We start from the raw sequence: 21,060 nt of genomic DNA on the forward strand, positions 1-21,060 counted from the left end.
CGCCCCGCAGCCTGCCACCAACCATCAAGGAGACATCGCCATGCCAAGCCGCCGCGCACTTCTCGCCGCCTCCCTCGCCGTGCCGGCGCTCGGCCGTGCCCAGGCCCAGGCCCAGGGGCCTTTCCCAACCGGCCGGTCCGGGTCGTGGTCGCCTTCGCCCCGGGCGGGCAGTCCGACACCGTGATCCGCCTGCTGTCCCCGAAGATGTCGGAGGCGCTGGGCCAGCCCATCGTCATCGAGAACCGCACCGGTGCCGGCGGGTCGATCGCCGGCGCGGTCGTCGCCCAGGCGCCGGCGGACGGCTACACGCTGCTGTTCGACAGCTTCGGCTTCCTGGTGGTGCCCTTCCTGGTGAAGGGCCTGACCTACGACCACGAGAAGGCCTTCGCCCCGGTCGGCCAGGCGGTGTCGCTGCCCTATGTGCTGGTGGTGAAGAAGGGCTTCCCGGCGAAGACGCTGGCGGAGTTCATCGCCTATGCCAAGAAGAACCCGGGCGTCAGCTACGGCACGCCCGGCACCGGCTCGGTCGGCCACCTGGCGGGCGCGCTGCTGGCCAGCCGGGCCGGCATCACGTTGGAGCACATCCCCTATCGCGGCGGGGCGGAAAGCGCGCGTGACCTGGCCGGCGGCGTGGTCGATGCGGCGATCGGCACGGCCAACAGCTTCGGCCCGCTGATCGAGGATGGCCGGGCGGTCGGCATCGCCCTGACCAGCGGCGAACGGCGCGGCACCCTGGCCCGGCTGCCGACCATCGCCGAGAGCGGCTTCCCCGGCTTCGACCTGACCAGCTGGAACGGGTTGTTCGCGCCGGCCGCCACCCCGGTGCCGGTGATCACCCGGCTGGAAGCCGCCATGCAGGCGGCGCTGGCCGACGAGCCGACCCGGCAGAAGCTGATGATGGCCGGCAACGACCCGGCCTCGGAGGGCACGGAGGCCTTCGCCGCCCGCATCCGGCGGGAGCGCGAGGTGGTGCGGAAGATCGTGCAGGAGACCGGCATCAAGGCGGAGTAGCGCAGCCCGCGGGAGGGCGTGAACGCCTGGACGCGTGACTCTGCTCGACGAACAACGTCATGGACCGGATTGGGCGTTCAGACAGACGCGCAGTCCGGTCCAACGGCGGCCCCGCGCCCTTCCAGATAGGCCCGCACATAGGGCGGCGTGTCCGGGTCGCCGAGCGCCTCGGCCGGCGGCAGGAAGGCGGCGGCGACGATCTCCCGGTTGTCGGGACGCAGCGGCGGCTCGGCCTCCAGCGCCAGCTCGAAGATGCTGACCGTGTCCTCGCAGGACTCGAACCGCACGGTGGTCTCGGCGGCCAGCCGCAGCCGGCCGGCGGGGATGTCGATCCGGATTTCCTCCCGCAGCTCGCGCCGGGCAGCGGCCTCGGGGTCCTCCCCGGCCTCGAGCCCGCCGCCGGGGAAGTTGGCGCCGGGGCGGTAGGACTGCCGCAGGATCAGCACCCGGCCGCCGCACCAGACGGCGACCACCACCCCGCGCCGCCGCGGCCGCCGCAGCGCCCACCACAATCGCAGCAGCCGGTAGGCGAGGCCATAGGCCAGCCGCCAGGCGGCATCCCGCAGCGGATGCGCAGGGACATCCGGGTCGCTGCTGGCCGGCGGCATGCGGGTGGCGGGGTCAGAAGGCCCGTCCGGCCACGGTCTGGCCGATCGCCGGCACCACGGCGCCAACCAGCGTGCCGATCAGCGCCGCCTGGTCGTCGCCCTGCCGGTCGCAGGACAGCACCGCGGTCCAGACCACCCGGCCGCTGGCACGGTCGCGCAGCTCGACGCTGCCGTTCAGCCGGCGGGCGGGCACCGCGCCGCCGCGCCGGTTGCGCGGGACATCCCGCATCCAGCCGAGGTCGTCGCCGTCGCGGTTGTTGTCGGCGTCGCGGAAGCTGAAGGGGTCGGCGCCGCCGCGGCCGCCATCAGTCGAGAGGCTACCGCGCCAGGAAAGCACATGCGTCGCCGGCTCCCCCACCCGGCGGCCTGCAGCGCGGAGCGCGGCATAGACCTGGTCGCGCAGCGCCCGGCCGGTGGCGTCGTCGTTGCGCAGCGCCACGCCGTAGACCGCGTCGCGCGGCACCGGCGCGAGCGCGGTGGCGGAGAGATGACCAGGGCAGGCAGGCTGGGCGACCGCCTGGCCCGAGCCGAGCAGGGCCGCCAGCAGCGCGGCGGCGGAGATGGTGCGCATCGGGTTCAGGCTTCCCCCTCGTCCGGGATGTTCAGCAATTGGCCGCAGGCCTTGCAATGGACCGCGTCGGGCTCGTGCCGCTGCAGCCCGCAGGCCGGACAGGGGTAGCGCACCTTGGCCGGCCGGAACAATGCCTGGGCGAGCCGCAGGAAGAGCGTGACGCCGGCCAGCATGATGACGACCGAGAGCAGCCGGCCCGTGGTCCCCGGCAGGGTGACGTCGCCGAAGCCGGTCGTGGTCAGGGTGGTGACGGTGAAATAGAGGGCGTCGGCATAGTTGCGGATGCCGGGATTGCCGTGGTGCTGGGTCTCGAAGACCAGGCCGCTCATGACGAAGAGGAAGACGCCGAGCTGGGCGGCGGCCAGCGTCGCCTCCTCGTTGCGGCGGAAGAAGGGCAGGTCGCTGCGCAGCGTGCTGATCAGCTTCACCGAATGCAACAGCCGCAGCGTCCGCAGCACGCGCAGGAAGGCCATGGCCCCCTGCAGCAGCGGCGCCAGCAGCAGGGAGAGGATGGCGACCAGGTCGGCCAGGTTGAACGGATTGAGCAGCGCGCGCAGCGGCACGCCGCTGGCGGCGATGCGAAGCGCGAATTCCGCCAGCAGCACCAGGCCGAGCGCGACATCGACCGCGAGGACGAGGCCGCTGGCCGGCAGGAAGGAGGCGAGGACGATCCAGCCGACGCTCAGCAGGTCGAGCGCCAGCAGGGCATAGCGGAAGCGCTTGGCCGGCGGCGTCCCGGCTTCGTAGAGATGGCGCAGCACCACGCGCGGGCCGTGCCGCCGCGCCATCTCCGGCATCGGGCAGGCGCGCCTAGAGCGCGCCGCCCTTGCGCCCGGCCATGGCGCCGAGCCGGAGGCGCAGCGCGTTCAGCTTGATGAAGCCTTGTGCGTCGAACTGGTCGTAGGCGCCCTGGTCGTCCTCGAAGGTGACGTGCTTCATCGAATAGAGGCTGTTGGGCGACTGCCGCCCGGTGACGATGGTGTTGCCCTTGTAGAGCTTCAGCCGGACGGTGCCGGTGACGCTGGCCTGGCTCGCATCCGCCATGGCCTGGATCATCCGGCGCTCCGGGCTGAACCAGAAGCCGTTATAGACGATCTCGGCATAGCGCGGCATGAGACTGTCCTTGAGGTGCGCCGCCTCGCGGTCGAGGGTGATGCTCTCCATCGCCCGGTGCGCGACGTACAGGATGGTGCCGCCCGGGGTCTCGTAGCAGCCGCGCGACTTCATCCCGACGAAGCGGTTCTCCACCAGATCCAGCCGGCCGATGCCGTTGGCCTTGCCGAGCGCGTTCAGCTTCGTCAGCAGCGTGGCCGGCGACAGCCGCTCGCCGTTGATGCCGACCGCGTCGCCGCGCTCGAATTCGATGGTGATCTCGGTAGGCGTGTCGGGCGCGTCCTCGGGGCTGATGGTGCGCTGCCAGACCATCTCATCCGGCGCGTCCCAGGGCTCCTCAAGGATCTTTCCCTCCGAGCTGGAGTGCAGCAGGTTGGCGTCGACGCTGAAAGGCGACTCGCCGCGCTTGTCCTTGGCGATCGGGATCTGGTGCGCCTCGGCGAAGGCGATCAGCGCGGTGCGGCTGGTCAGGTCCCATTCGCGCCAGGGGGCGATGACCTTCACCTCCGGCTTCAGGGAATAGTAGCCGATCTCGAAGCGGACTTGGTCGTTGCCCTTGCCGGTCGCGCCATGCGCCACGGCATCGGCGCCGACCTGCTCGGCGATCTCGATCTGCCGCTTGGCGATCAGCGGCCGGGCGATGGAGGTGCCCAGCAGGTACTGGCCCTCGTACAGGGCATTCATGCGGAACATCGGGAAGACGAAGTCGCGGGTGAATTCCTCCCGCAGGTCGTCGACGAAGATGTTCTCCGGCTTGATGCCGAGCAGCAGGGCCTTGTCGCGGGCCGGGCCGAGCTCCTCGCCCTGGCCAAGATCGGCGGTGAAGGTGACCACCTCGCACTGGTAGGTGGTCTGCAGCCATTTCAGGATGACGCTGGTGTCGAGCCCGCCGGAATAGGCGAGGACAACCTTCTTCACGTCCTTCACGCGCATCGGGAAATTTCCTTGGTAGCCGAAAGGGCGGCCGGGGATGCGGAAGGGCCCCCGCGGCCCGGAAAGCGGCAAGTGTCCTGCCCCGTCGGGGTGCCGGGGACAAGAGCCTTGTTGCAAAGCGTCCCCACGATGTGGTTTCCTCACTTTTATGGGATATCACATATTATTGTATTTTATCCTATGTGCCGCCGCTCTCCTCCCCGCCCGGGCGGAGCCGCCGTCGCGCATCCCCGTCCTCGACGCCGCCGCCGTGCCGCATCTCGGCCCGGAAGGCCGCACGGATTATGCCAATTTCCTGCTGCAGGCGACGCCGCGCGCCTTCGCCCTCAGCCCGGAAGGCGCCTGGGGCTGGGCCGCCGCCCTGCCGGATGCGGCGGCGACGGCGGCGCGCGCGATCGAGCTCTGCGCCTCCTGGGGCGGCACCGGCTGCCGGATCTATGCCGCCGACCTCGCGGTGGTCTGGCCCGGGATGGAAAGCCCCGCCCCGCCCCCTGCGCCCGCCGCCCCGGTCGAGGCCGGCGCCGGCTGGTCCCTGGTGCCGGATGGCCGTTTCCTCTGGCAGGGACCGAAGGCGGCGCGCGGCGCCTATGTCTGGGCGCATGGCCGCGCCGCCGGCGGCCAGGACAGCCGCGGCAGCCAGCCGCAGCCGCATGTCCGGGTCTTCAACAATGCCGGCTACGACGTGCTGCGCTTCGACCGCGACCCGCTGACCGACGAGACCGACACCGCCGCGGCCTGGCTCAAGCAGGCCCTGCAGACGCTGCGGGCACAGGGCTATGACCGCATCGTTATGGGCGGCCAGTCGCGCGGCGCCTGGAACGCCTTGCAGGCGCTCGAGGTGCCGGGCCTGGTCGATGGGGTGGTGGCGGTGGCGCCGGCGGCGCATGGCGCCACCGGCAGCCCGGCCTGGGCCTGGGCGCTCGACGACCTGCGGCGGGTGGTCGAGGGCGCCCGCAGCCCGCGCGCCCGCGTGGTGGTGGCGAATTTCGCCCGCGACGAGTTCGACCCCGATCCGGACCGGCGGGCCACCTTGTTCAGGAGCCTCGGCGCGCCGCGGGTCGCCTCGCTGCTGTTCCTCGACCGGCCGCGCGAGGTGGTCGGGCATGGCGGCGGCGCCGATGCCCGCTTCACCCTGCGCTACGGGGCCTGCATCCTCGGCTTCATCGAAGGCCGCGCCGCCCGCTGCGACTGACGGCCGGCCGCCCCATGCCGGCCAGCATGGCTGCTGAACGGCATGGCTTTTCCTCTGGCGCGCAGCCGCCACGCCAACCCTGCGCGCGGTACCGGAGGGCACACGTCAAGACGTGTGCCCTCCGGTTTCACTGCAGCCAGGCCGCCAGGACCCGCCGCTCCTCCGGCGCGAGCCTGGTGACGTTGTTCGGCGGCATCGCCTGGCTCATCACCGCCTGGGCGCGGATCGCCGGGGCGGCTCGGGCGATGTGCTCCGGCGTGTCCAGCCGCACGCCCTTTGGCGCAATGGCGATGCCGGCCCAGACCGGCTCCGCCGCATGGCACATCGAGCAACGCCCGAGGACGATATCCACCACCTGCGCCGGCGGCGCCGCGACGCCCTGCGGCAGCGCGGCACTGGTCGGTTCCACCGCGGCCAAGCCCAGCCTTTCCCGGCCCACCGGCGAGGCGGTCAGGCTGACGATCCCGGCGAGGAGGATGCAGAGCGCCGCGACCGCCCAGGCCCACCAGGGATTGCCGCCGCCACGGTGGCGGATGTTGTAGAAGTGCCGGATCGTGGCGCCGGCGACCAGGATCAGCCCGACGATGACGAAGGCGAAGGGCGTCGAGGACACCATCGGATAGTGGTTCGCCAGCATCAGGAACAGCACGGGCAGCGTCAGGTAGTTGTTGTGCGTGCTGCGGACCTTGCCGATCTTGCCGAAGGCCGGGTCGGGCTCCTGCCCCGCCACCAGCGCGGCGATGGATTTCCGCTGGTTGGGGATGATGACCATGGCGACGTTGCCGGCCATCCAGGTCGCCAGCACCGCGCCGGTATGGATGATGGCGCCACGGCCGGAGAAGACCTGCTGGAAGAACAGCGCCAGCAGCATGACGAAGGCGAAGCAGATGGCGGCCAGCAGCACCTCGTTCTGCCCCACCCGCGACCTGCAGAGTTGGTCGTAGACCACCCAGCCCAGCACCAGCCCGCCGATGCCGATCGCCGCGGCCGTCACCGGCCCGATCGCCGCCACGGCGGGGTCGATGAGATAGAGGTCGGCGGCGCCGTAGTAGATCCAGGCCAGCAGGCAGAAGCCGGAGAGCCAGGTCGTGTAGGCTTCCCACTTGTGCCAGAGCAGGTCGGGCGGCAGTGAGGCCGGGGCGACCAGCCATTTCCGCACCTGGTAGAAGCCGCCGCCATGAACCTCCCACATCTGGCCGCCCTTGCCGCCGGGGATGTCGGGGTCCGCCTTCATCATGGCGTCGATATGCATGAAGTAGAAGCTGGTGCCGATCCAGGCCATGCCGGCCAGCACATGCAGCCAGCGCAGCAGCAGGCCGCCCCATTCCTGCAGGTAGGGATCCATCAGTGCAGCGCCTCCTGCCGCCGGGCCATGGCGGCGGCATCGTCCTGCGCCGCGCCGGCCGAGCCCATGCCGTTGAAGTAGAGGTTCAGCACCACCGCCATCAGCGCCGAGAGCAGGATGCCGCTCTCCAGCAGCGGCGCCAGCGCATGCGGCATCGCCTTGAAGAATTGCGGCGCCACCAGCGGGATCAGGCCGAAGCCGATGGAGATGGCGACGATATAGAGGTTGTTACGGTTGCCCTGGTAGTCGACGCCCGACAGGATCCGCACGCCGGTTGCCGCCACCATGCCGAACATGACGATGCCGGCGCCCCCCAGCACGAAGAGCGGCACGCTCTCGACCAGCGCGCCGAGCTTCGGGACCAGTCCCATCGCCAGCATGACGCCGCCGCCGACCGCGGTGACGTAGCGCGACCTGACGCCCGTGACTCTGACCAGCCCGACATTCTGCGAGTAGGAGGTGTAGGGGAAGGTGTTGAAGATGCCGCCGATCAGGGTGCCGATGCCGTCGGTCCGCAGCCCGCGGGTCAGCGCCGCCTGGTCGACCCTGCGGCCGGTCATCTCGCCCAGCGCCAGGAACATGCCGGAGGATTCGATCATCACCACGACCATGACGATGCTCATGGTGACAATGGCGACGAGGTCGAATCTCGGCATCCCGAAGGCGAAGGGCATGACCACGTCGAACCAGGGCGCCGCCGCCACCTTGGCGAAGCCCATCCGGCCGATCGCCCAGGCCACCGCGCAGCCGGCGACGATGCCGAGGAGGACGGCGATATTGGCCAGGAAGCCGCGGGCATATTTGGTGACCAGCAGGATCAGGACCAGCACGCCGGCCGCCATGCCGAGATGCAGCGGGTCGCCATAGCCGGGCGCGGTCGGCGCCGGGGCGCCGGCCGCCCAGTTCACCCCGACGCGCATCAGCGAGATGCCGATCATCAGGATGATCGTGCCGGTGACGACCGAGGGGAACAGCGGCAGCAGCCGGCTGACGAAGGGCGCGATCAGCATGGTGACGATGCCCGCGGCGATGACCGAGCCGAAGATGCCGAGCAGGCCGAGATCGGGGTTGGCCGCCATGGCCACCATCGGGCCGACCGCGGCGAAGGTCACGCCCATCATCACCGGCAGGCGGATGCCGAAGGGTCCGATGCCGAGCGACTGGATCAGCGTGGCGATGCCGCAGGCGAAAAGATCCGCATTGACCAGCAGCGCCACCTGATCCGGCGGCAACCTGGCCGCCCGGCCGATGATCAGCGGCACCGCCACGGCGCCGGCATACATCACCAGCACATGCTGCAGCGCGAGCGCCAGCAGCTTTGGTGCCGGCGGCACCGTTTCCACAGTGTCAACACGATCCGACAAATCCGGCCCCCTTCACGCAAGCCGCGCGGGTCCCGGCGTCCTTCCCCATTGCCGGTCAGTTATCCCTCGCACGGCGAAGCGGGCAAGAGGTCGCGCTCAGGGTTCCAGCTTCACCCCGGTCCGCTGCACCACGACGCGGAACTTCTCCACCTCCCGGGACAGGAAGGCGCGCGCCTCCTCCGGGCCGTTCGGCCGGGTCCAGGCATCGACGCCCGCGGTCAGCAGCCGCTGCTGCAGGGCAGGCTCGGCCAGCGAAGCGACCAATGCCCGGTTCAACGCGGCCTGAATCTCGGCCGGCATCCCCGGCGGTCCCAGCAGGATGTTCCAGGTCGCCAGGTCGAAGCCGGGCACCCCGGCCTCGGCCAGGGTCGGCAGCTCGGGGAAGGTCGGGAAACGATGGTCGCCGGTCACGGCGATGCCGCGCACCATGCCGTCCCGCACCTGCTGCGCGGCGGAGGCGAGCACGGCGACGCCGAACTTGCCATCGCCCTGGAAGAGCGCCGTCAGCATCTGCCCGCCGCTGCGATAGGGCACGTGGACGAAGCGGGTGCCGAGCTCGAGCGCCAGCATCTCGGAGGCCAGGTGGACGATAGTGCCGACGCCCGAGGTCGCATAGGCGATGCTGTCGGGCGGCGCGGCGCGGAGATACTGCACCACCGCGGCGGGCGTCGCGCCGGGCAAATCCTTATTCACCACCAGCACCAGCGGCGCGGTGCCGATGACGCCGAGATAAGAGAAGTCGGCGACCGGGTCGTAGCGGGTGCCGCCGACCAGCGCATTCGGCGCGATAGCGTGGGAGGAGCTCTCGACCAGCATGATGGTATGGCCGTCCGGCGCCTGCCGCTTCAGCCATTCGCTGGCGACGATGCCGCCGGCGCCCGGCCGGTTCTCCACCACAACCCGGGCGCCGTTGCCGAGATGGACCGCCAGCCGATCCGCCAGGATCCGCGCCGCGATGTCGGTGGAGCCGCCCGGGGCATAGCCTGTGGCCAGCGTGATGGGACGGTCGGGGAAGGCCCGGGCGGCGGGGGCAAGCAGCCACAGGGCAAGGGCGAGTCCGAGAAGGCGGCGCATGGGATACTCCGTGACGGCTCAGCCTTGCGGCAGCAGCTCGGCCGGGGTGCGGCCCGGCACCGGGCCCATCAGGCCGAGATCGAGGGCAGTGCGGGTGACCTTGGCGGCGAAGCCCGGCGCCGCAGCCAGCGCCGCCAGCCGCAGCCGCGCCGCGGGCTCGGCGACCAGCCGCTCCACCGCCGGCCCGTCCTCCGCCAGCGGCAGGCTCGGCAGCACCGGTCCGCGCTGCGGCGGCGTGCCGAGCAGGAGGCGTTCCAGCGCCCGGCTGTCGAGCGAGATGGCGGTGCCGCAGGTCATCGCCAGGTCGTCATCCGGGAAGGCCAGCCGGAGCCCGACCAGCGCGCCCGGCGCCCGGTTGCGCGCCAGGTGGTTGTCCCAGATCACCAGCGGCGTGCCGTCCGGGAAGGCCTCGGCTGAGACGCCGCCCTCCACCCGCGGGCCAAGGATGCGGTACAGGCCGAAGCGCGCCTCGCCGAGCGCGCGCAGCATGCGGTCCTCCTCGCTGCCCGGCACCGGTGGGTCGGCCCGCGCCTGGCGCTCGAGGGCGCGGCCATGGCCGCCAACCGGATCGAGCACGCCGAGGTCGAAGACCGCGGCGAGCTGCATCTCATCGGCCGGCCGCACCTGCTTGCCGTCCCAGAGGGTCAGCGCCCGGGCCTGGCTGGCGACGCTGGCGAGCGGGATGCGCTGCGAGGCCGCGCTCAGAAGGCCGCGGCGGATCGCGGCGTAGCGCAGGTAGCGCGCCGCCGGCGTCTGGTCCTCCGACATTCAGTTCGGGACGGTCACGCCAAGCGCCCGGGCGCACCGGACGATGCTCTCCCAGGTGTCGGGCTGCAGCGGCACGCCCTTGGCCAGGCGCTCGGCGCGCAGCCGCGCCTCCGGCTCGCCGGGCGCCAGCACCTCGCCGCCCGGGGTATCGGCGCGGCAGGACTTCACCCAGGCGACATAGTCCTCGGCGGTGCGCTTGAACTCGGCGGCGGTGCCGAAATGCTGCGGCGAGATGTAGATCGACAGCATCCCGTTGGCGATGCGGCCACGCGCGTCGACCGGGCCCGAGGTGCCGCCGCCGGTGAAGGCGCCGGCCAGCAGCTCGCACATGAAGGCGAGGCCCGAGCCCTTGTGCTCGCCGAAGGCGCGGATGGCGCCAAGCCCGGCGGAGGGGCTGCGCGGCCCGACCTGCTCGTAGGGTCCATAGAGGGTGTGCGGATCGGCCGAGAGGGTCCCGTCCGGCTCGATCAGCGCGCCCTGCGGCAACGCCTTGCCGCCGTTCGAGGCGACCAGGACCTTGCCCTCTGCGACCAGCGAGGTGGCGAAGTCGAGCACGACGGGCGGGTCGGTCGGCACGCCGACGCTGAAGGGCGCGGTGGAGAAGCGCCGCTCCGTCCCGCCGAAAGGCGCGACCAGCACGGACCCCGCGACGTTGACGAAATGGATGGAGATGAGGCCGGCGGCGATCGCCTGCTCGGCATAGGCGCCGATGCGGCCGACATGGCCGGCATTCTTCAGCGCAACGATGGCGGTGCCGTGCTTCTGCGCGCGCTCGATGCCGAGCGCGCAGGCCTCCGGCGCCACGGTCTGGCCAAAGCCGAACTTGCCGTCGAGCAGCGCGAAGGCGCCGCCATCGGTGACGATCTCGGCCGACTGGCCGGCGAGGATGTAGCCTGCCTGCTGCCACTCGACATAGCGGGGCACGCGGACCACGCCATGGCTGTCATGCCCGGCGAGGTTGGCGCCGAGCAAATGGTGGGAGATCCGCCCGGCCTCCGCCGCCGCGCAGCCATTGGCGACGAAGATGTTGGCGACGAGGGTCTCTAGCGTGTCGGCGCCGATCAGCACCGGGGTATAGCTGGCCATGGGTCTTCCCTGGGGCGGGCGCGATTACAGGACGCGGTCGGTCTTCGGGTCGATCAGGTGCATGCGGTTCATGTCGACCGCCATCGGCATCCTGACGCCGGGCTCGGCCGGGACGCCCGGGTCGAACTTGGCGCAGATCTCGTGCCCGTCCTTCCAGAAGTGCAGCAGCGTCTCGGCGCCCATCGGCTCGACCACCTCGGGCGTCGCGTGGAAGCTGGCGAGGTTGGGGCGATGGTCGTTCGGGCGGACCTCGGTCAGGTGCTCCGGCCGGATGCCGAAGAGCAGCTCGCGCCCTGCATGCGCCTGGTAGCGGGCGGTGCGGTCGGCCGGGATCGGCAGCACGATGTCGGAGGACAGCTCGAGGTTCAGCGCGCCGGAGGCCTCGGTGAGCCGGGCCGGGATGAAGTTCATCGCCGGGCTGCCGATGAAGCCGGCGACGAACTTGGTCTGCGGGTTGTGGTAGAGCTCCTGCGGCGGGCCGACCTGCTCGATTACGCCGTGGTTCATCACCACCACGCGGTCGGCCAGCGTCATCGCCTCCACCTGGTCGTGGGTGACGTAGACGGTGGTGGTCTTGACGGTCTGGTGGACCTTCTTGATCTCGGTCCGCATCTGCACGCGCAGCTTGGCATCGAGGTTCGAGAGCGGCTCGTCGAACAGGAAGACCTTCGGGTCGCGGACGATGGCGCGGCCCATCGCCACGCGCTGCCGCTGGCCGCCCGAGAGCGCCTTCGGCTTGCGGTCCAGCAGCACCTTGATGTCGAGGATCTGCGCCGCGTTCTCGACCCGCCGCTTGATCTCCTCCTTCGGGAATTTCCGCAGCATCAGGCCGAAGGCCATGTTGTCGTAGACCGACATGTGCGGATAGAGCGCGTAGTTCTGGAACACCATGGCGATGTCGCGGTCGCGCGGCGGGATGTCGTTGACCACGCCGCCGCCGATGGCGATCTCGCCGCCGGAGATCTCCTCGAGACCCGCGATCATCCGCAGCGTGGTGGACTTGCCGCAGCCGGAGGGGCCGACCAGGACGACGAACTCATGGTCGGCAATCTCGAGATCGATGCCCTTCACGGCCTGCACGCCGCCTTCGTATTCCTTGACGACCTTGCGGATCGAAACCTGCGCCATCGGGGTCAGCCCTTCGTCGCGCCGGCGGTCAGGCCGGCAATGTAGTAATCCATGAGGAACGCATAGACGATGACCGGCGGCAGCGCCGCCAGCAGCGCGCCCGCCATCAGCTGGCCCCAGGCGAAGGTATCGCCGCGGATGAGCTGGGAGACGACGCCGATGGTCAGCGGCATCTCGTCGGGACGGGTGATGAAGGCGGTGGGATAGACGAAGGCCGCCCAGGACACGGTGAAGGCGAAGATCGTCGCCGCGATGATGCCGGGCAGCGCCACCGGGATGAAGATCTTGGTCAGCATCTGCATCCAATTGGCGCCGTCGATCAGCGCCGCCTCATCCAGCTCCTTTGGGATGGAGGCGAAGTAGCCGATCATGATCCAGGTGCAGAAGGGCACCGTCAGCGTCAGGTAGACCAGCACCAGGCCCCAGATCGAGTTCAGCAGCCCGAGCCCGCCGACGATCTGATAGAGCGGGATGAACAGCAGCGTGTCCGGCACCAGGTAGGTCAGGAAGACCCCGGTCGCCAGGAAGCCGCTGCCGAAGAACTTCATCCGCGCGAGCGAGAAGGCGGCGAGGACCGAGATCACCATGGTGATGCAGACCACCGCCACGGTGATCTTGATGCTGTTGAAGAAGAAGCCTCGGAACATCGGGTCGCTGATCAGCGCCCAGTAGTTCTCAAGCGTCGGGCTCCGCACCAGCCAGGGCGAGCCGGTGGGGTTGGAGATCTCCGCGCTGGTCTTCAGGCTGGTGATCAGCATGTAGACCGGCGGCGCCAGCATGACGATGGCGGCGACGACCAGCGAGACATAGGCGGTGATCAGCGCCCAGCGGCGCTCCTTCCGGAGCGAGCCGACCTTGCGGGCGAGGCCCGGGATGACGGCGGAAGGGGAGGCTGCGGAGGCCGACATCATGCCATCTCCCGGTTGCGCTGGTTGACGCCGCGCAACATGAAGAAGGCGACGATGGCGAGAAGCGGGAACATGAACAGCGACACCGCGGCGCCGCGCGGGATGTTGCCGGACAGCACGCCCACCTGGAAGGCGTAGCTGGCGAAGACATGCGTCAGGTCGCGCGGCCCGCCATTGGTCAGCACCCGGACGATGTCGTAGTTGGCGAAGGTGACGATCAGGCTGAACAGCACCGTGATGCTGATGATGTTGCGCATCATCGGCAGGGTGACGAAGCGCAGCCCCTGCCAGCCGGTGGCGCCGTCGATCGCCGCGGCTTCATACAGCTGGTCGGGCACCGACTTCAGCGCCGCCAGGTACATGATCATGAAGAAGGGCGTCCCCGCCCAGACATTGACGATGATGACCGAGGCGCGGGCCCAGCCGGGCTCGCCCAGCCAGGGCACCGCGGGCGCGCCGATCGAGGTCAGCAGCCAATTCAGGCTGGAATAGCTGGGGTCGAACATCCACCACCACCCGAGCGTCGACAGCGCCGGCGGCACTACCCAGGGCAGCAGCAGCATGCCGCGCCAGACCCGCTGCCCCTTGGTCGGGATGTGGTGCAGCATATGCGCCAGCCAGAAGCCGAGCAGCGCTTTCAGCACGACGGCGGTGATGGCGAAGATGCAGCTCTGCCAGATCACCATCCGGAAGGTCTCGGAATCCAGCAGGATCTCGAAGTTGCCGAGGCCGATGAAGCTGGTCATCCGCCGGTTCAGGGTGGAGAGGTAGATGGCATAGCCGGCCGGCCAGGCGACCAGCCCGGCAATCACCGCGATCAGCGGCAACGCCATCAGGAAGGCGATGGTCGAGCGGCGCCGCGCGAAGCGCTGCAGCGTCATCCCCCGGTGGTCGGCGTTGCGGGACGCCCGGCCTCGGTGATGGTGGTGGCATCCAGGGCCATGGCGGCCTCTCCTGCTCAAATAGCGAAAAGGGGGACAGCGCGCGGCTGCCCCCGAAGCATGACGCCCTGGCTCAGCCCCGGCGCATGTTGTTGATCTCGCGCTCAAGCCAGCCCATCGCCTGGTCGATCGTCTCGCCGCCCTGGGCGACGCGGGCGATGACCTTGGTGTTGAGCGCCTGGATGTACATCTGCGAGGCCAACTCCGGCGGCGCCGGGTCGAAGGCGATCGAGGTCTTCGCCTGGTGGTGTGGCTTCAGCGGGTAGTTGGCGATGGTGCCGACCGGCGGGTTCTGGGTTTCCCAGATCTTGAAGTCGGACATGGTGGCGAAGGGCGGGATGTCGTAGCCGCCGCTGGTATTGGTGGTGAACTCGGCGCTCTCGCGCTGGCTGAAGAATTCCAGCATCGCCTTGGCCGCGTTCTTGTTCTTGCCGAAGGACCAGATGCCCGTGGTGAAGGGCAGGTAGGCCAGGAAGCGGCCGGCCGGGCCCGCCGGCATCGGGATGGTCCAGCACTTCTCCGCCACCGCGATGTTGTCGCGCTTGGCCACCGCCCAGGCGGAGGGCGGGTTGAAGACCAGCGCCGATTTGCCGGAGATCAGCGCCCGGTTGTTGGAGGCATCGTCCCAGGCCCAGACGTCGTTCGGCAGGAACTTCGACAGCCGCACGCCGTAGTCGATAGCCTGCTTCAGCTTCTCGTTGCCCTTGATGGTGGGCTCGCCCTTGGCGTTGGTGATCTGCGCGCCGTAGCTGAGGAACAGTGCGCCGACCCAGTCGACCGCGTCCGAGAACTGGCCCATCGGCAGGCCGAAGGGGACGCCGGCCTTGTGGCAGGCCTCGGCCGCCTTCAGGAAGGTGTCCCAGGTCCAGGTGTCGGCGCCCGGGCCGCGCTCGCCGCTGGCGGGCCACATGGCGCGGACATCGATCCCGGCATGCTCCTGCATCAGGTCGAAGCGGACGCAGGCCGGCTTGTTCTGGGTGCCGGAGGTGGCCGGGATGCCGCGCCACTTGCCGCCGTGGACGGCCAGGAACTTGGCGACCGGGTTGATGGTGCCGTACTTGGCTTCCAGCCGCTGGATCACTTCGTCCACCGGCTCGAGCTTGTCGGAATAGGCACCGACATCCCAGGGCGTGAGCGAGATGCCGTCATGCCCGTTGCCCGACTGCGCCTGCGCGGCGGCGGTCAGCTGCAGCTGGTTGCCGGTAGTATTGATGAAGTCGAGCGAGACGTTGACGCGGTTCTTCTCGCCCCAGTCGGCGGCCAGCTTCTTCAGCGCGTCGTTGCCGCCTGGCACCCAGTGGTCCCAGAAGGCGAAGCGGAGCGAACCGCCCGTGCCCTGCGCATGGACCATCGGCGCGGCGAGCGTGCCGGCTGCGACCACGCCCGCACCGGACCGAAGCACCGTACGCCGGCTCAAGCGATTACCTGCCATCTGTATCCTCCCTGCGTGACGGGCGAACCCCGCCGGACGTCCTGCCGGGCCTGTTTCGGCCCCGGCCCGCAACATGGCCCGGCGCCAGGGCTGTGACAACGGGGGCCGCCTCGTCACCTCGCCGCAACCAGGGTGACGATGCGGTGCCGGGCGGAACATCGGCGGCATCGCCACCGTTGAGGCCGCAGCGCGCCAAGGGACATCGCATGGAGCAGGAAGCGGCCGAGCAGGTCATTCCGTTACTTGAGGAAAGACTTCGTATAGCTAAGCAACAGCGCGAGACGGGTCGCGTCCGCGTCTCCGTCACCACCGCCGAGGAGTCCCGCCTGGTGGAGGAGGTGCTGCGCCACCGGAGCGTCGAGGTGGAGCGCGTGCCGGTTGGCCGCCAGGTGGCCGAAGCGCCATCGGTTCGGGAGGAGGGCGACACCCTCGTCATCCCGGTGATGGAGGAGGTGCTGGTGGTCGAACGCCGGCTGGTGCTGCGGGAGGAGGTGCGCGTGCGCCTCCGTGTCGAAGAACGACCCGAGACGATCCCGATGACGCTGCGCCGGCAGACAGCGGCGATCGAGCGACTGCCCCCGGCCCTGGCACCGCACCGCACACCCTGAAGGAGGAGACAAACATCATGCGCACCATCACCGGCCTGTTCGACAGCCGCCCCGAGGCGGAGCGCGCGGTCGCGGCCGTGGTCCAGGACCACAGCCTCGACCGCGACCGCGTGCAGATCCATGCCGCCGGACCGGATCAGGCGCAGGACGCGCCGCCGCACGGCTTCCTCGCCTCGCTGCGGTCGCTCTTCATGCCGGAGGAGGACCGCGCGCTGTACCATGAGGGCGTCCGCCGCGGCGGCGTGCTGGTCTCGGCCGAGGTGCCGGAAGCGATGGTCCAACCGGTGGTCAATGCCTTCGAGCGGCACGGCGCCGTCGACCTCGACGCGCGCGAGGCCGAGTGGCGCGCCGGCGGCTGGAGCGGCGGCAGCGGGACGGGTGGCGCGGAAGCCGGTGCCGCGGGCACCGACACCGTGGGCGCCGCCGGCGAATGGACCGGCGGCGGCGGCCTGATCGGCGGCAGGTCGGCGGGCAGCAGCGCCACGGCGGACAGCCTGCCGGCGGTGAACCCGGATGCGGCGGAGCACGGCTGGACCGGCGGCGGCAGCGCCATCGGCAGCACGGCGGCGACGCGCGACACGCCAGAACGGCAGGGCGTCGGCTCGACCTATGCCGGCACAAGCTATGTCGGGGCGCGCAGCACCGACGAGGACATCACCAAGCCGATCAATGCCGGCATCGCCTCCTCCCCGCCGGTGCGGCCGGCCGGGCCGGCGGCGCTGGCGGCGGCGGGCGCGGGCAGCAGCACCTCGGCGCTGCGCGGCTCGACCGCCGACGCGGCGCGTGCCGCGGCAATGGGCAGTGACGGCCCGGGCAGCGGGGCCGGCCCGGCCGCTGGCAGCGCCGCCGCCGGCCAGGCGCCGCTGCCAGGTCGCGCCACGCCGCCGGCCGGTGGCGCTTCAACTGGCCTCTCGTCGGCCGGCGGCGCCGCGGGCGGCCCGGCGCCCATGGCCGGCAGTGCCGTGTCCGGAAACGGCCACACGGGCGAGGCGATCCCGCTGGTCGAGGAGCGGCTTCATGTCGGCAAGCGCGATGTCAGCCATGGCAGCGTCCGGGTCCGCAGCTACGTGGTCGAGACCCCGGCGCAGGAGCAGGTGACCCTGCGCCAGGAACACGTCCAGGTGGATCGCCGCCCGGTCGACCGCCCGCTCGGTGAGGCCGACCGCGGCGGCTTCCAGGACCGCGTGGTCGAGGCGACCGAGATCCGCCGAGGAGGCGGTGGTCGACAAGGAGGCCCGGGTGCGCGAGGAGGTGGTGCTGCGGAAGACCGCCGAGGCACGCACCGAGACCGTCCGCGACAGCGTCCGGCACACCGAGGTGGAGATCGAGGACGACCGCGCCCGCGCGGCTTCCCCCAGGCCACCCCGCCCCAGGCGACCCCGCCGGACCGCGACCCGATCCGCTAGGACCGATGGCGGGAGGGCACGAATGCCCGGCCGCCTGGATCTGCTCTGGAAACTACACGCTACGGCGGTGTCGCGTTTCATCCTCGCAAGCAATCCGCCGCAGTGCCGCGCCCCACCTTGCCCGCCGCCCCGGCGGGAGTGACGATGGCCCGATGGAGACTAGGCGCGGCGCCGCCGTTGCGATGCCGGCCAGGTCGCCGCGGCGCAGCGGGGACGGGCAGCATGAGTGACAGCGTGAGCTTCGCCGAGGTCGAGGCCGCGGCGGCCCGGCTGCGCGGCAAGGTGGTGCGGACGCCGATCCTGCGCCACCGGCTGCTGGACGAGCTCACCGGCGGCATCGTGCTGGTGAAGCCGGAGCCGCTGCAGCGGACCGGCAGTTTCAAGCTGCGCGGCGCGACCAATGCCGCGCTGCTGCTGGACCCCGCCGCGCGCCGCGCCGGGGTGGTGACGCATTCCTCCGGCAATCACGGCCAGGCGCTGGCCTGTGCCGCGCACATGCTGGGGATGCCGGCGCTGATCGCCATGCCGGCCGATGCGCCGGGCATCAAGGTCGAGAGCACCCGCCGCTGGGGCGCGCAGATTCACCCCTTCGACCGCCATGGTGTGGACCGCGACGCGCTCGCCCGGCATCTGGCCGAGGCTCGCGGCGCGACGCTCATCCCGCCCTTCGACCACCCGCATGTCATCGCCGGCCAGGGTACGGTGGCGATGGAGCTGATCGAAGATGCGAAGCCGCTCGGCCTTGCGCTCGACGCGCTGGCGGTCTGCACGGGCGGCGGCGGGCTGATCGCCGGCTGCGCCCTGGCGGCCGAGGCGCTGGCGCCCGAGGCGGAGGTCTGGGCGGTCGAGCCGGAGGGCTGGGACGACACCCGCGCCAGCCTCGAGGCCGGCCGGCGCATCCCGGCCGACGGCAAGGGCGACGGCTTCTGCGACGCGCTGCTGTCGCGGCAGCCGGGCGCCCTCACTTTCGCCATCAACCACCCCCGCCTGGCGGGCGGCCTCGCGGTGACCCGGGCCGAGGTGCTGCGCGCCATGCGCTTCGCCTTCGACCACCTGAAGATCGTGGCGGAACCGGGCGGCGCCGTGGCGCTGGCCGCCGTGCTGGCCGGCAGGCTGGACACCAGGGGGCGGACCATCGGCGTCGTGATCAGCGGCGGCAATGTGGACCCGGCGGTCTTCGCGGAGGCGCTGACCGCGGCATGATGCGGCTCGGCTTGCGGCACCGGCCCATCCTGCTGGCTGCGGCAGGTCTCGGTGCGTTACTGGTGGGGCTGGGCGCCGCGCTCGGCCTGCCGCTGCAGACCGCGCTGCTGGTCGGCTGGTGCTGCGCGACGCTGTCCTATGTCGCCGCGACGCTGCGCTACATGCGCCGTGCGACGCCGGTGCAGATGCGCCGGAGGGCCGAGCTGCTGGACGAGGGCGAGGGCGCGGTCCTGGCCGCCAGCCTCGCCGCCGCCATCGCCGCGATCGCCGCCGTCGCCTGGTTCCTCGCCTCGAAATCCGGGCGGATGGGCACCGCGGAGGTGGCTTTGGCGCTGCTCTCGATCGGGCTGTCCTGGGTCTTCGTGCACCTGCTCTTCGCGGTGCGCTACGCGCATGAATACTGGCAGGCCGGCGGTGGGCTGGACTTCCCCGGCGACGAAGAGCCGGCCTTCGGCGAGTTTCTCTATTTCGCCCTGACCATCGGCATGACCTTCCAGACCTCGGACGTCGCCGTCTCCAAGCGCCTGCTGCGCCAGCTCACGCTGGTCCATGCGCTGGTGTCCTTCCTGTTCAACGTCGTCATCCTGGCGGCGGCGGTGAACGTGGCGGCGGGGCTGGTCGGATAGCGCGGTTCGCGGAGGCCGCTGCCCCCGCGCCCCACTCGGCCTCAGCGCGCCGGCTGGCCGCGCTCGCCGCAGGCCCAGCCATGGCTGTGGACCAGCCCGTCGTCATAGGGCTCCTCCTCGGGGTGCGCCGACATGGCGGCGGCGATCTCCGCGCCGCGGCGCATCGGGCCGGCCGCCGGGACGGGCGGCTCGGTCGCCCAGCCATGGGAGTGCACCAGGCCGTCGTCGTAATCGTCGTTGGACATGGGACCGTTTCCTTGTGGTGGGGAGCCGCTTGGAGGCGGTCCCGCCCCGGTCGCCCGGAGCGGGACCAGGTGGTCAGTGCGCCGGGGCGTGCTCGTCGTGGAACTGCGCCGCCTCGGTGCTGGTCGCCAGCGCGGTGGTGCTGGACTGGCCGCCGCCGGCCGCGGTGGCGACGGCGTCGAAGTAGCCGACCCCCACCTCGCGCTGGTGGCGCACCGCGGTGAAGCCCTCGGACTCCGCCGCGAATTCGGCCTGCTGGAGCTCGCTGTAGGCGCCCATGCCGCGGTCCTTGTAGCCGCGCGCCAGCTTGAACATGGACAGGTTCAGGCTGTGGAAGCCGGCCAGGGTCACGAACTGGAACTTGTAGCCCATTGCGCCGAGCTCGCGCTGGAACTTGGTCGCCGCCTCGACGCCCATCTTGCGCTGCCAGTTGAAGCTCGGGCTGCAGTTGTAGGCGAGCATCTTGCCCGGGAACTCGCGCTGGATCGCCTCGGCGAACATCCGCGCGTCGTTCAGGTCGGGGTCGGAGGTCTCCCACCACAGCAGGTCGGCGTAGGGCGCATAGGCCACGCTGCGGGCGATGGCGTAGTCCTTGCCGCAGCCCGGCTTGATGCGGAAGAAGCCCTCCGGCGTGCGGTCGTTGCCGATGAACGGGCGGTCGCGCTCGTCGACGTCGCTCGTCAGCAGCTGGGCGCTCTCGGCATCCGTGCGGCAGAGCAGCACGGTCGGCACGCCCTCCACGTCGGCCGCCAGGCGCGCGGCGTTCAGCGTGCGGATGTGCTGGGCGATCGGCACCAGCACCTTGCCGCCGAGATGGCCGCACTTCTTCTCGGAGGCCAGCTGGTCCTCGAAATGCACGCCGGCGGCGCCGGCATCGATCATCGCCCGCATCAGCTCATAGGCGTTCAGCGCGCCGCCGAAGCCAGCTTCGGCATCGGCGACGATCGGCGCCATCCAGTGCGTGGTATCGCCCTTGCCTTCCTGCACCGCGATCTGGTCGGCCCGGCGCAGCGAGTTGTTGATCCGCCGCACCACGTTCGGCACGCTGTCCACGGGATAGAGCGACTGGTCGGGGTACATGGTGCCGGCGGTGTTGGCATCGGCCGCCACCTGCCAGCCCGAGAGGTAGATCGCTTTCAGCCCGGCCTTCACCTGCTGCAGCGCCTGCATCCCCGTCAGCGCGCCGAGCGTGGTCACCTGCGGCTCGGTCTTCAGCAGCTGCCAGAGCCGCCGTGCGCCCATGTCGGCCAGGGTATGCTCGATCCGGAAGCTGCCGGCCAGCTTGGCCACATCCGCCGGGGTGTAGTCGCGGCGGATGCCGTCGAAGCGGCCGGGCTCGGGGCGGCCGCCGCCGAAGCTGCCATCGGGCGCATGGGTGGGGGCGGGTGTCTGGCGCATCACGTGTTCTCCTGGGCCGGCGGTCCCGGCCTGCAGGGTCAATAATTCACATTGCGGCGCCGAAGTTGAGCTCCTATTGCTGTGAAAAGCGGCAAAGCAGTT

At 70.8% G+C, this 21,060-nt stretch carries 21 protein-coding genes and 1 pseudogene; 7 read left to right on the forward strand and 15 right to left on the reverse strand.

Annotated elements, in window-relative coordinates; translation table 11 throughout:
* Positions 1 to 144: 144 nt before the first annotated feature.
* Positions 145 to 1,011, forward strand: a complete 867-nt coding sequence (locus ACQ86J_RS12145) for a Bug family tripartite tricarboxylate transporter substrate binding protein (protein WP_431271293.1) — start codon at positions 145 to 147, stop codon at positions 1,009 to 1,011.
* A gap of 77 nt (positions 1,012 to 1,088) precedes the next feature.
* Here ACQ86J_RS12145 and ACQ86J_RS12150 read toward each other — a convergent pair whose 3' ends face one another.
* Genes ACQ86J_RS12150 through ACQ86J_RS12165 form a run of 4 tightly spaced genes read right to left on the reverse strand, consistent with a single transcriptional unit; the run spans position 1,089 to position 4,236 of the window.
* Complete coding sequence (locus ACQ86J_RS12150; protein ID WP_431271294.1) at positions 1,089 to 1,619, reverse strand: NUDIX hydrolase; 531 nt, start codon at positions 1,617 to 1,619, stop codon at positions 1,089 to 1,091.
* A gap of 13 nt (positions 1,620 to 1,632) precedes the next feature.
* Entirely contained in the window at positions 1,633 to 2,190 is a 558-nt protein-coding gene (locus ACQ86J_RS12155; protein ID WP_431271295.1) for a hypothetical protein, read from the reverse strand.
* A gap of 5 nt (positions 2,191 to 2,195) precedes the next feature.
* Positions 2,196 to 2,987, reverse strand: a complete 792-nt coding sequence (locus ACQ86J_RS12160; RefSeq protein WP_431271296.1) for an ion transporter — start codon at positions 2,985 to 2,987, stop codon at positions 2,196 to 2,198.
* A 13-nt stretch (positions 2,988 to 3,000) separates the two neighbouring features.
* Entirely contained in the window at positions 3,001 to 4,236 is a 1,236-nt protein-coding gene (locus ACQ86J_RS12165; protein WP_431271297.1) for an argininosuccinate synthase, read from the reverse strand.
* 250 nt (positions 4,237 to 4,486) lie between these two features.
* On the opposite strand from ACQ86J_RS12165, the gene ACQ86J_RS12170 reads away from it, so the two are divergent.
* Positions 4,487 to 5,428 (forward strand): hypothetical protein, encoded by a 942-nt coding sequence (locus ACQ86J_RS12170; RefSeq protein WP_431271298.1) that lies wholly within the window; start codon positions 4,487 to 4,489, stop codon positions 5,426 to 5,428.
* A gap of 127 nt (positions 5,429 to 5,555) precedes the next feature.
* Here ACQ86J_RS12170 and ACQ86J_RS12175 read toward each other — a convergent pair whose 3' ends face one another.
* The 9 genes from ACQ86J_RS12175 to ACQ86J_RS12215 all read right to left on the reverse strand — a co-directional run bounded on the left by ACQ86J_RS12175 (position 5,556) and on the right by ACQ86J_RS12215 (position 15,423).
* Positions 5,556 to 6,773, reverse strand: coding sequence for a urate hydroxylase PuuD (locus ACQ86J_RS12175; protein ID WP_431271299.1), 1,218 nt, complete (start codon positions 6,771 to 6,773; stop codon positions 5,556 to 5,558).
* A complete protein-coding gene (locus ACQ86J_RS12180; protein ID WP_431271300.1) occupies positions 6,773 to 8,107 on the reverse strand; it encodes a nucleobase:cation symporter-2 family protein in 1,335 nt (444 codons plus the stop codon). The genes ACQ86J_RS12175 and ACQ86J_RS12180 overlap by 1 nt, the downstream gene beginning before the upstream one ends.
* Before the next feature lie 126 nt (positions 8,108 to 8,233).
* On the reverse strand, positions 8,234 to 9,211 hold the full coding sequence (locus tag ACQ86J_RS12185) for a Bug family tripartite tricarboxylate transporter substrate binding protein (RefSeq protein ID WP_431271301.1): 978 nt from the start codon (positions 9,209 to 9,211) through the stop codon (positions 8,234 to 8,236).
* Between the two features lie 18 nt (positions 9,212 to 9,229).
* A complete protein-coding gene (locus tag ACQ86J_RS12190; protein ID WP_431271302.1) occupies positions 9,230 to 9,979 on the reverse strand; it encodes a hypothetical protein in 750 nt (249 codons plus the stop codon).
* Positions 9,980 to 11,065 carry a malate/lactate/ureidoglycolate dehydrogenase gene (locus ACQ86J_RS12195; protein WP_431271303.1) on the reverse strand — a complete coding sequence of 362 codons (1,086 nt, stop codon included), beginning with the start codon at positions 11,063 to 11,065 and terminating at the stop codon, positions 9,980 to 9,982.
* A 24-nt stretch (positions 11,066 to 11,089) separates the two neighbouring features.
* The gene (locus ACQ86J_RS12200) at positions 11,090 to 12,193 is read right to left on the reverse strand and encodes an ABC transporter ATP-binding protein (protein ID WP_431271304.1); all 1,104 of its coding nucleotides are present in this window, start codon (positions 12,191 to 12,193) and stop codon (positions 11,090 to 11,092) included.
* A 5-nt stretch (positions 12,194 to 12,198) separates the two neighbouring features.
* A complete protein-coding gene (locus ACQ86J_RS12205) occupies positions 12,199 to 13,104 on the reverse strand; it encodes a carbohydrate ABC transporter permease (RefSeq protein ID WP_431271305.1) in 906 nt (301 codons plus the stop codon).
* Positions 13,101 to 13,982, reverse strand: a complete 882-nt coding sequence (locus tag ACQ86J_RS12210) for a carbohydrate ABC transporter permease (protein WP_431271306.1) — start codon at positions 13,980 to 13,982, stop codon at positions 13,101 to 13,103. Before ACQ86J_RS12210 ends, ACQ86J_RS12205 begins: the two co-directional genes overlap by 4 nt.
* A 133-nt stretch (positions 13,983 to 14,115) precedes the next feature.
* On the reverse strand, positions 14,116 to 15,423 hold the full coding sequence (locus tag ACQ86J_RS12215) for an ABC transporter substrate-binding protein (RefSeq protein WP_431271307.1): 1,308 nt from the start codon (positions 15,421 to 15,423) through the stop codon (positions 14,116 to 14,118).
* A gap of 257 nt (positions 15,424 to 15,680) precedes the next feature.
* On the opposite strand from ACQ86J_RS12215, the gene ACQ86J_RS12220 reads away from it, so the two are divergent.
* From ACQ86J_RS12220 to ACQ86J_RS12240, 5 genes and pseudogenes are all read left to right on the forward strand, one after another.
* Positions 15,681 to 16,082 (forward strand): YsnF/AvaK domain-containing protein, encoded by a 402-nt coding sequence (locus ACQ86J_RS12220; RefSeq protein WP_431271308.1) that lies wholly within the window; start codon positions 15,681 to 15,683, stop codon positions 16,080 to 16,082.
* Positions 16,083 to 17,029: 947 nt separating this feature from the next.
* Positions 17,030 to 17,164, forward strand: a pseudogene (locus tag ACQ86J_RS12225) (DUF2382 domain-containing protein); the annotation flags it as partial.
* Positions 17,165 to 17,234: 70 nt separating this feature from the next.
* Positions 17,235 to 17,630: a DUF2382 domain-containing protein gene (locus ACQ86J_RS12230; protein ID WP_431271309.1), complete on the forward strand. Its 396-nt coding sequence runs from the start codon at positions 17,235 to 17,237 to the stop codon at positions 17,628 to 17,630.
* An 80-nt stretch (positions 17,631 to 17,710) separates the two neighbouring features.
* Entirely contained in the window at positions 17,711 to 18,691 is a 981-nt protein-coding gene (locus ACQ86J_RS12235; RefSeq protein ID WP_431271310.1) for a threonine ammonia-lyase, read from the forward strand.
* The gene (locus ACQ86J_RS12240; protein ID WP_431271311.1) at positions 18,688 to 19,317 is read left to right on the forward strand and encodes a DUF1345 domain-containing protein; all 630 of its coding nucleotides are present in this window, start codon (positions 18,688 to 18,690) and stop codon (positions 19,315 to 19,317) included. The genes ACQ86J_RS12235 and ACQ86J_RS12240 overlap by 4 nt, the downstream gene beginning before the upstream one ends.
* Positions 19,318 to 19,358: 41 nt before the next feature.
* Here ACQ86J_RS12240 and ACQ86J_RS12245 read toward each other — a convergent pair whose 3' ends face one another.
* Positions 19,359 to 19,562, reverse strand: a complete 204-nt coding sequence (locus ACQ86J_RS12245; protein WP_431271312.1) for a hypothetical protein — start codon at positions 19,560 to 19,562, stop codon at positions 19,359 to 19,361.
* 73 nt (positions 19,563 to 19,635) lie between these two features.
* On the reverse strand, positions 19,636 to 20,958 hold the full coding sequence (gene aceA / locus ACQ86J_RS12250; RefSeq protein ID WP_431271313.1) for an isocitrate lyase: 1,323 nt from the start codon (positions 20,956 to 20,958) through the stop codon (positions 19,636 to 19,638).
* Positions 20,959 to 21,060 lie beyond the last annotated feature (102 nt).

Origin of the sequence: Dankookia sp. P2 (genome assembly GCF_050632255.1) — a bacterium.
Classification (GTDB): Bacteria; Pseudomonadota; Alphaproteobacteria; order Acetobacterales; family Acetobacteraceae; genus Paracraurococcus.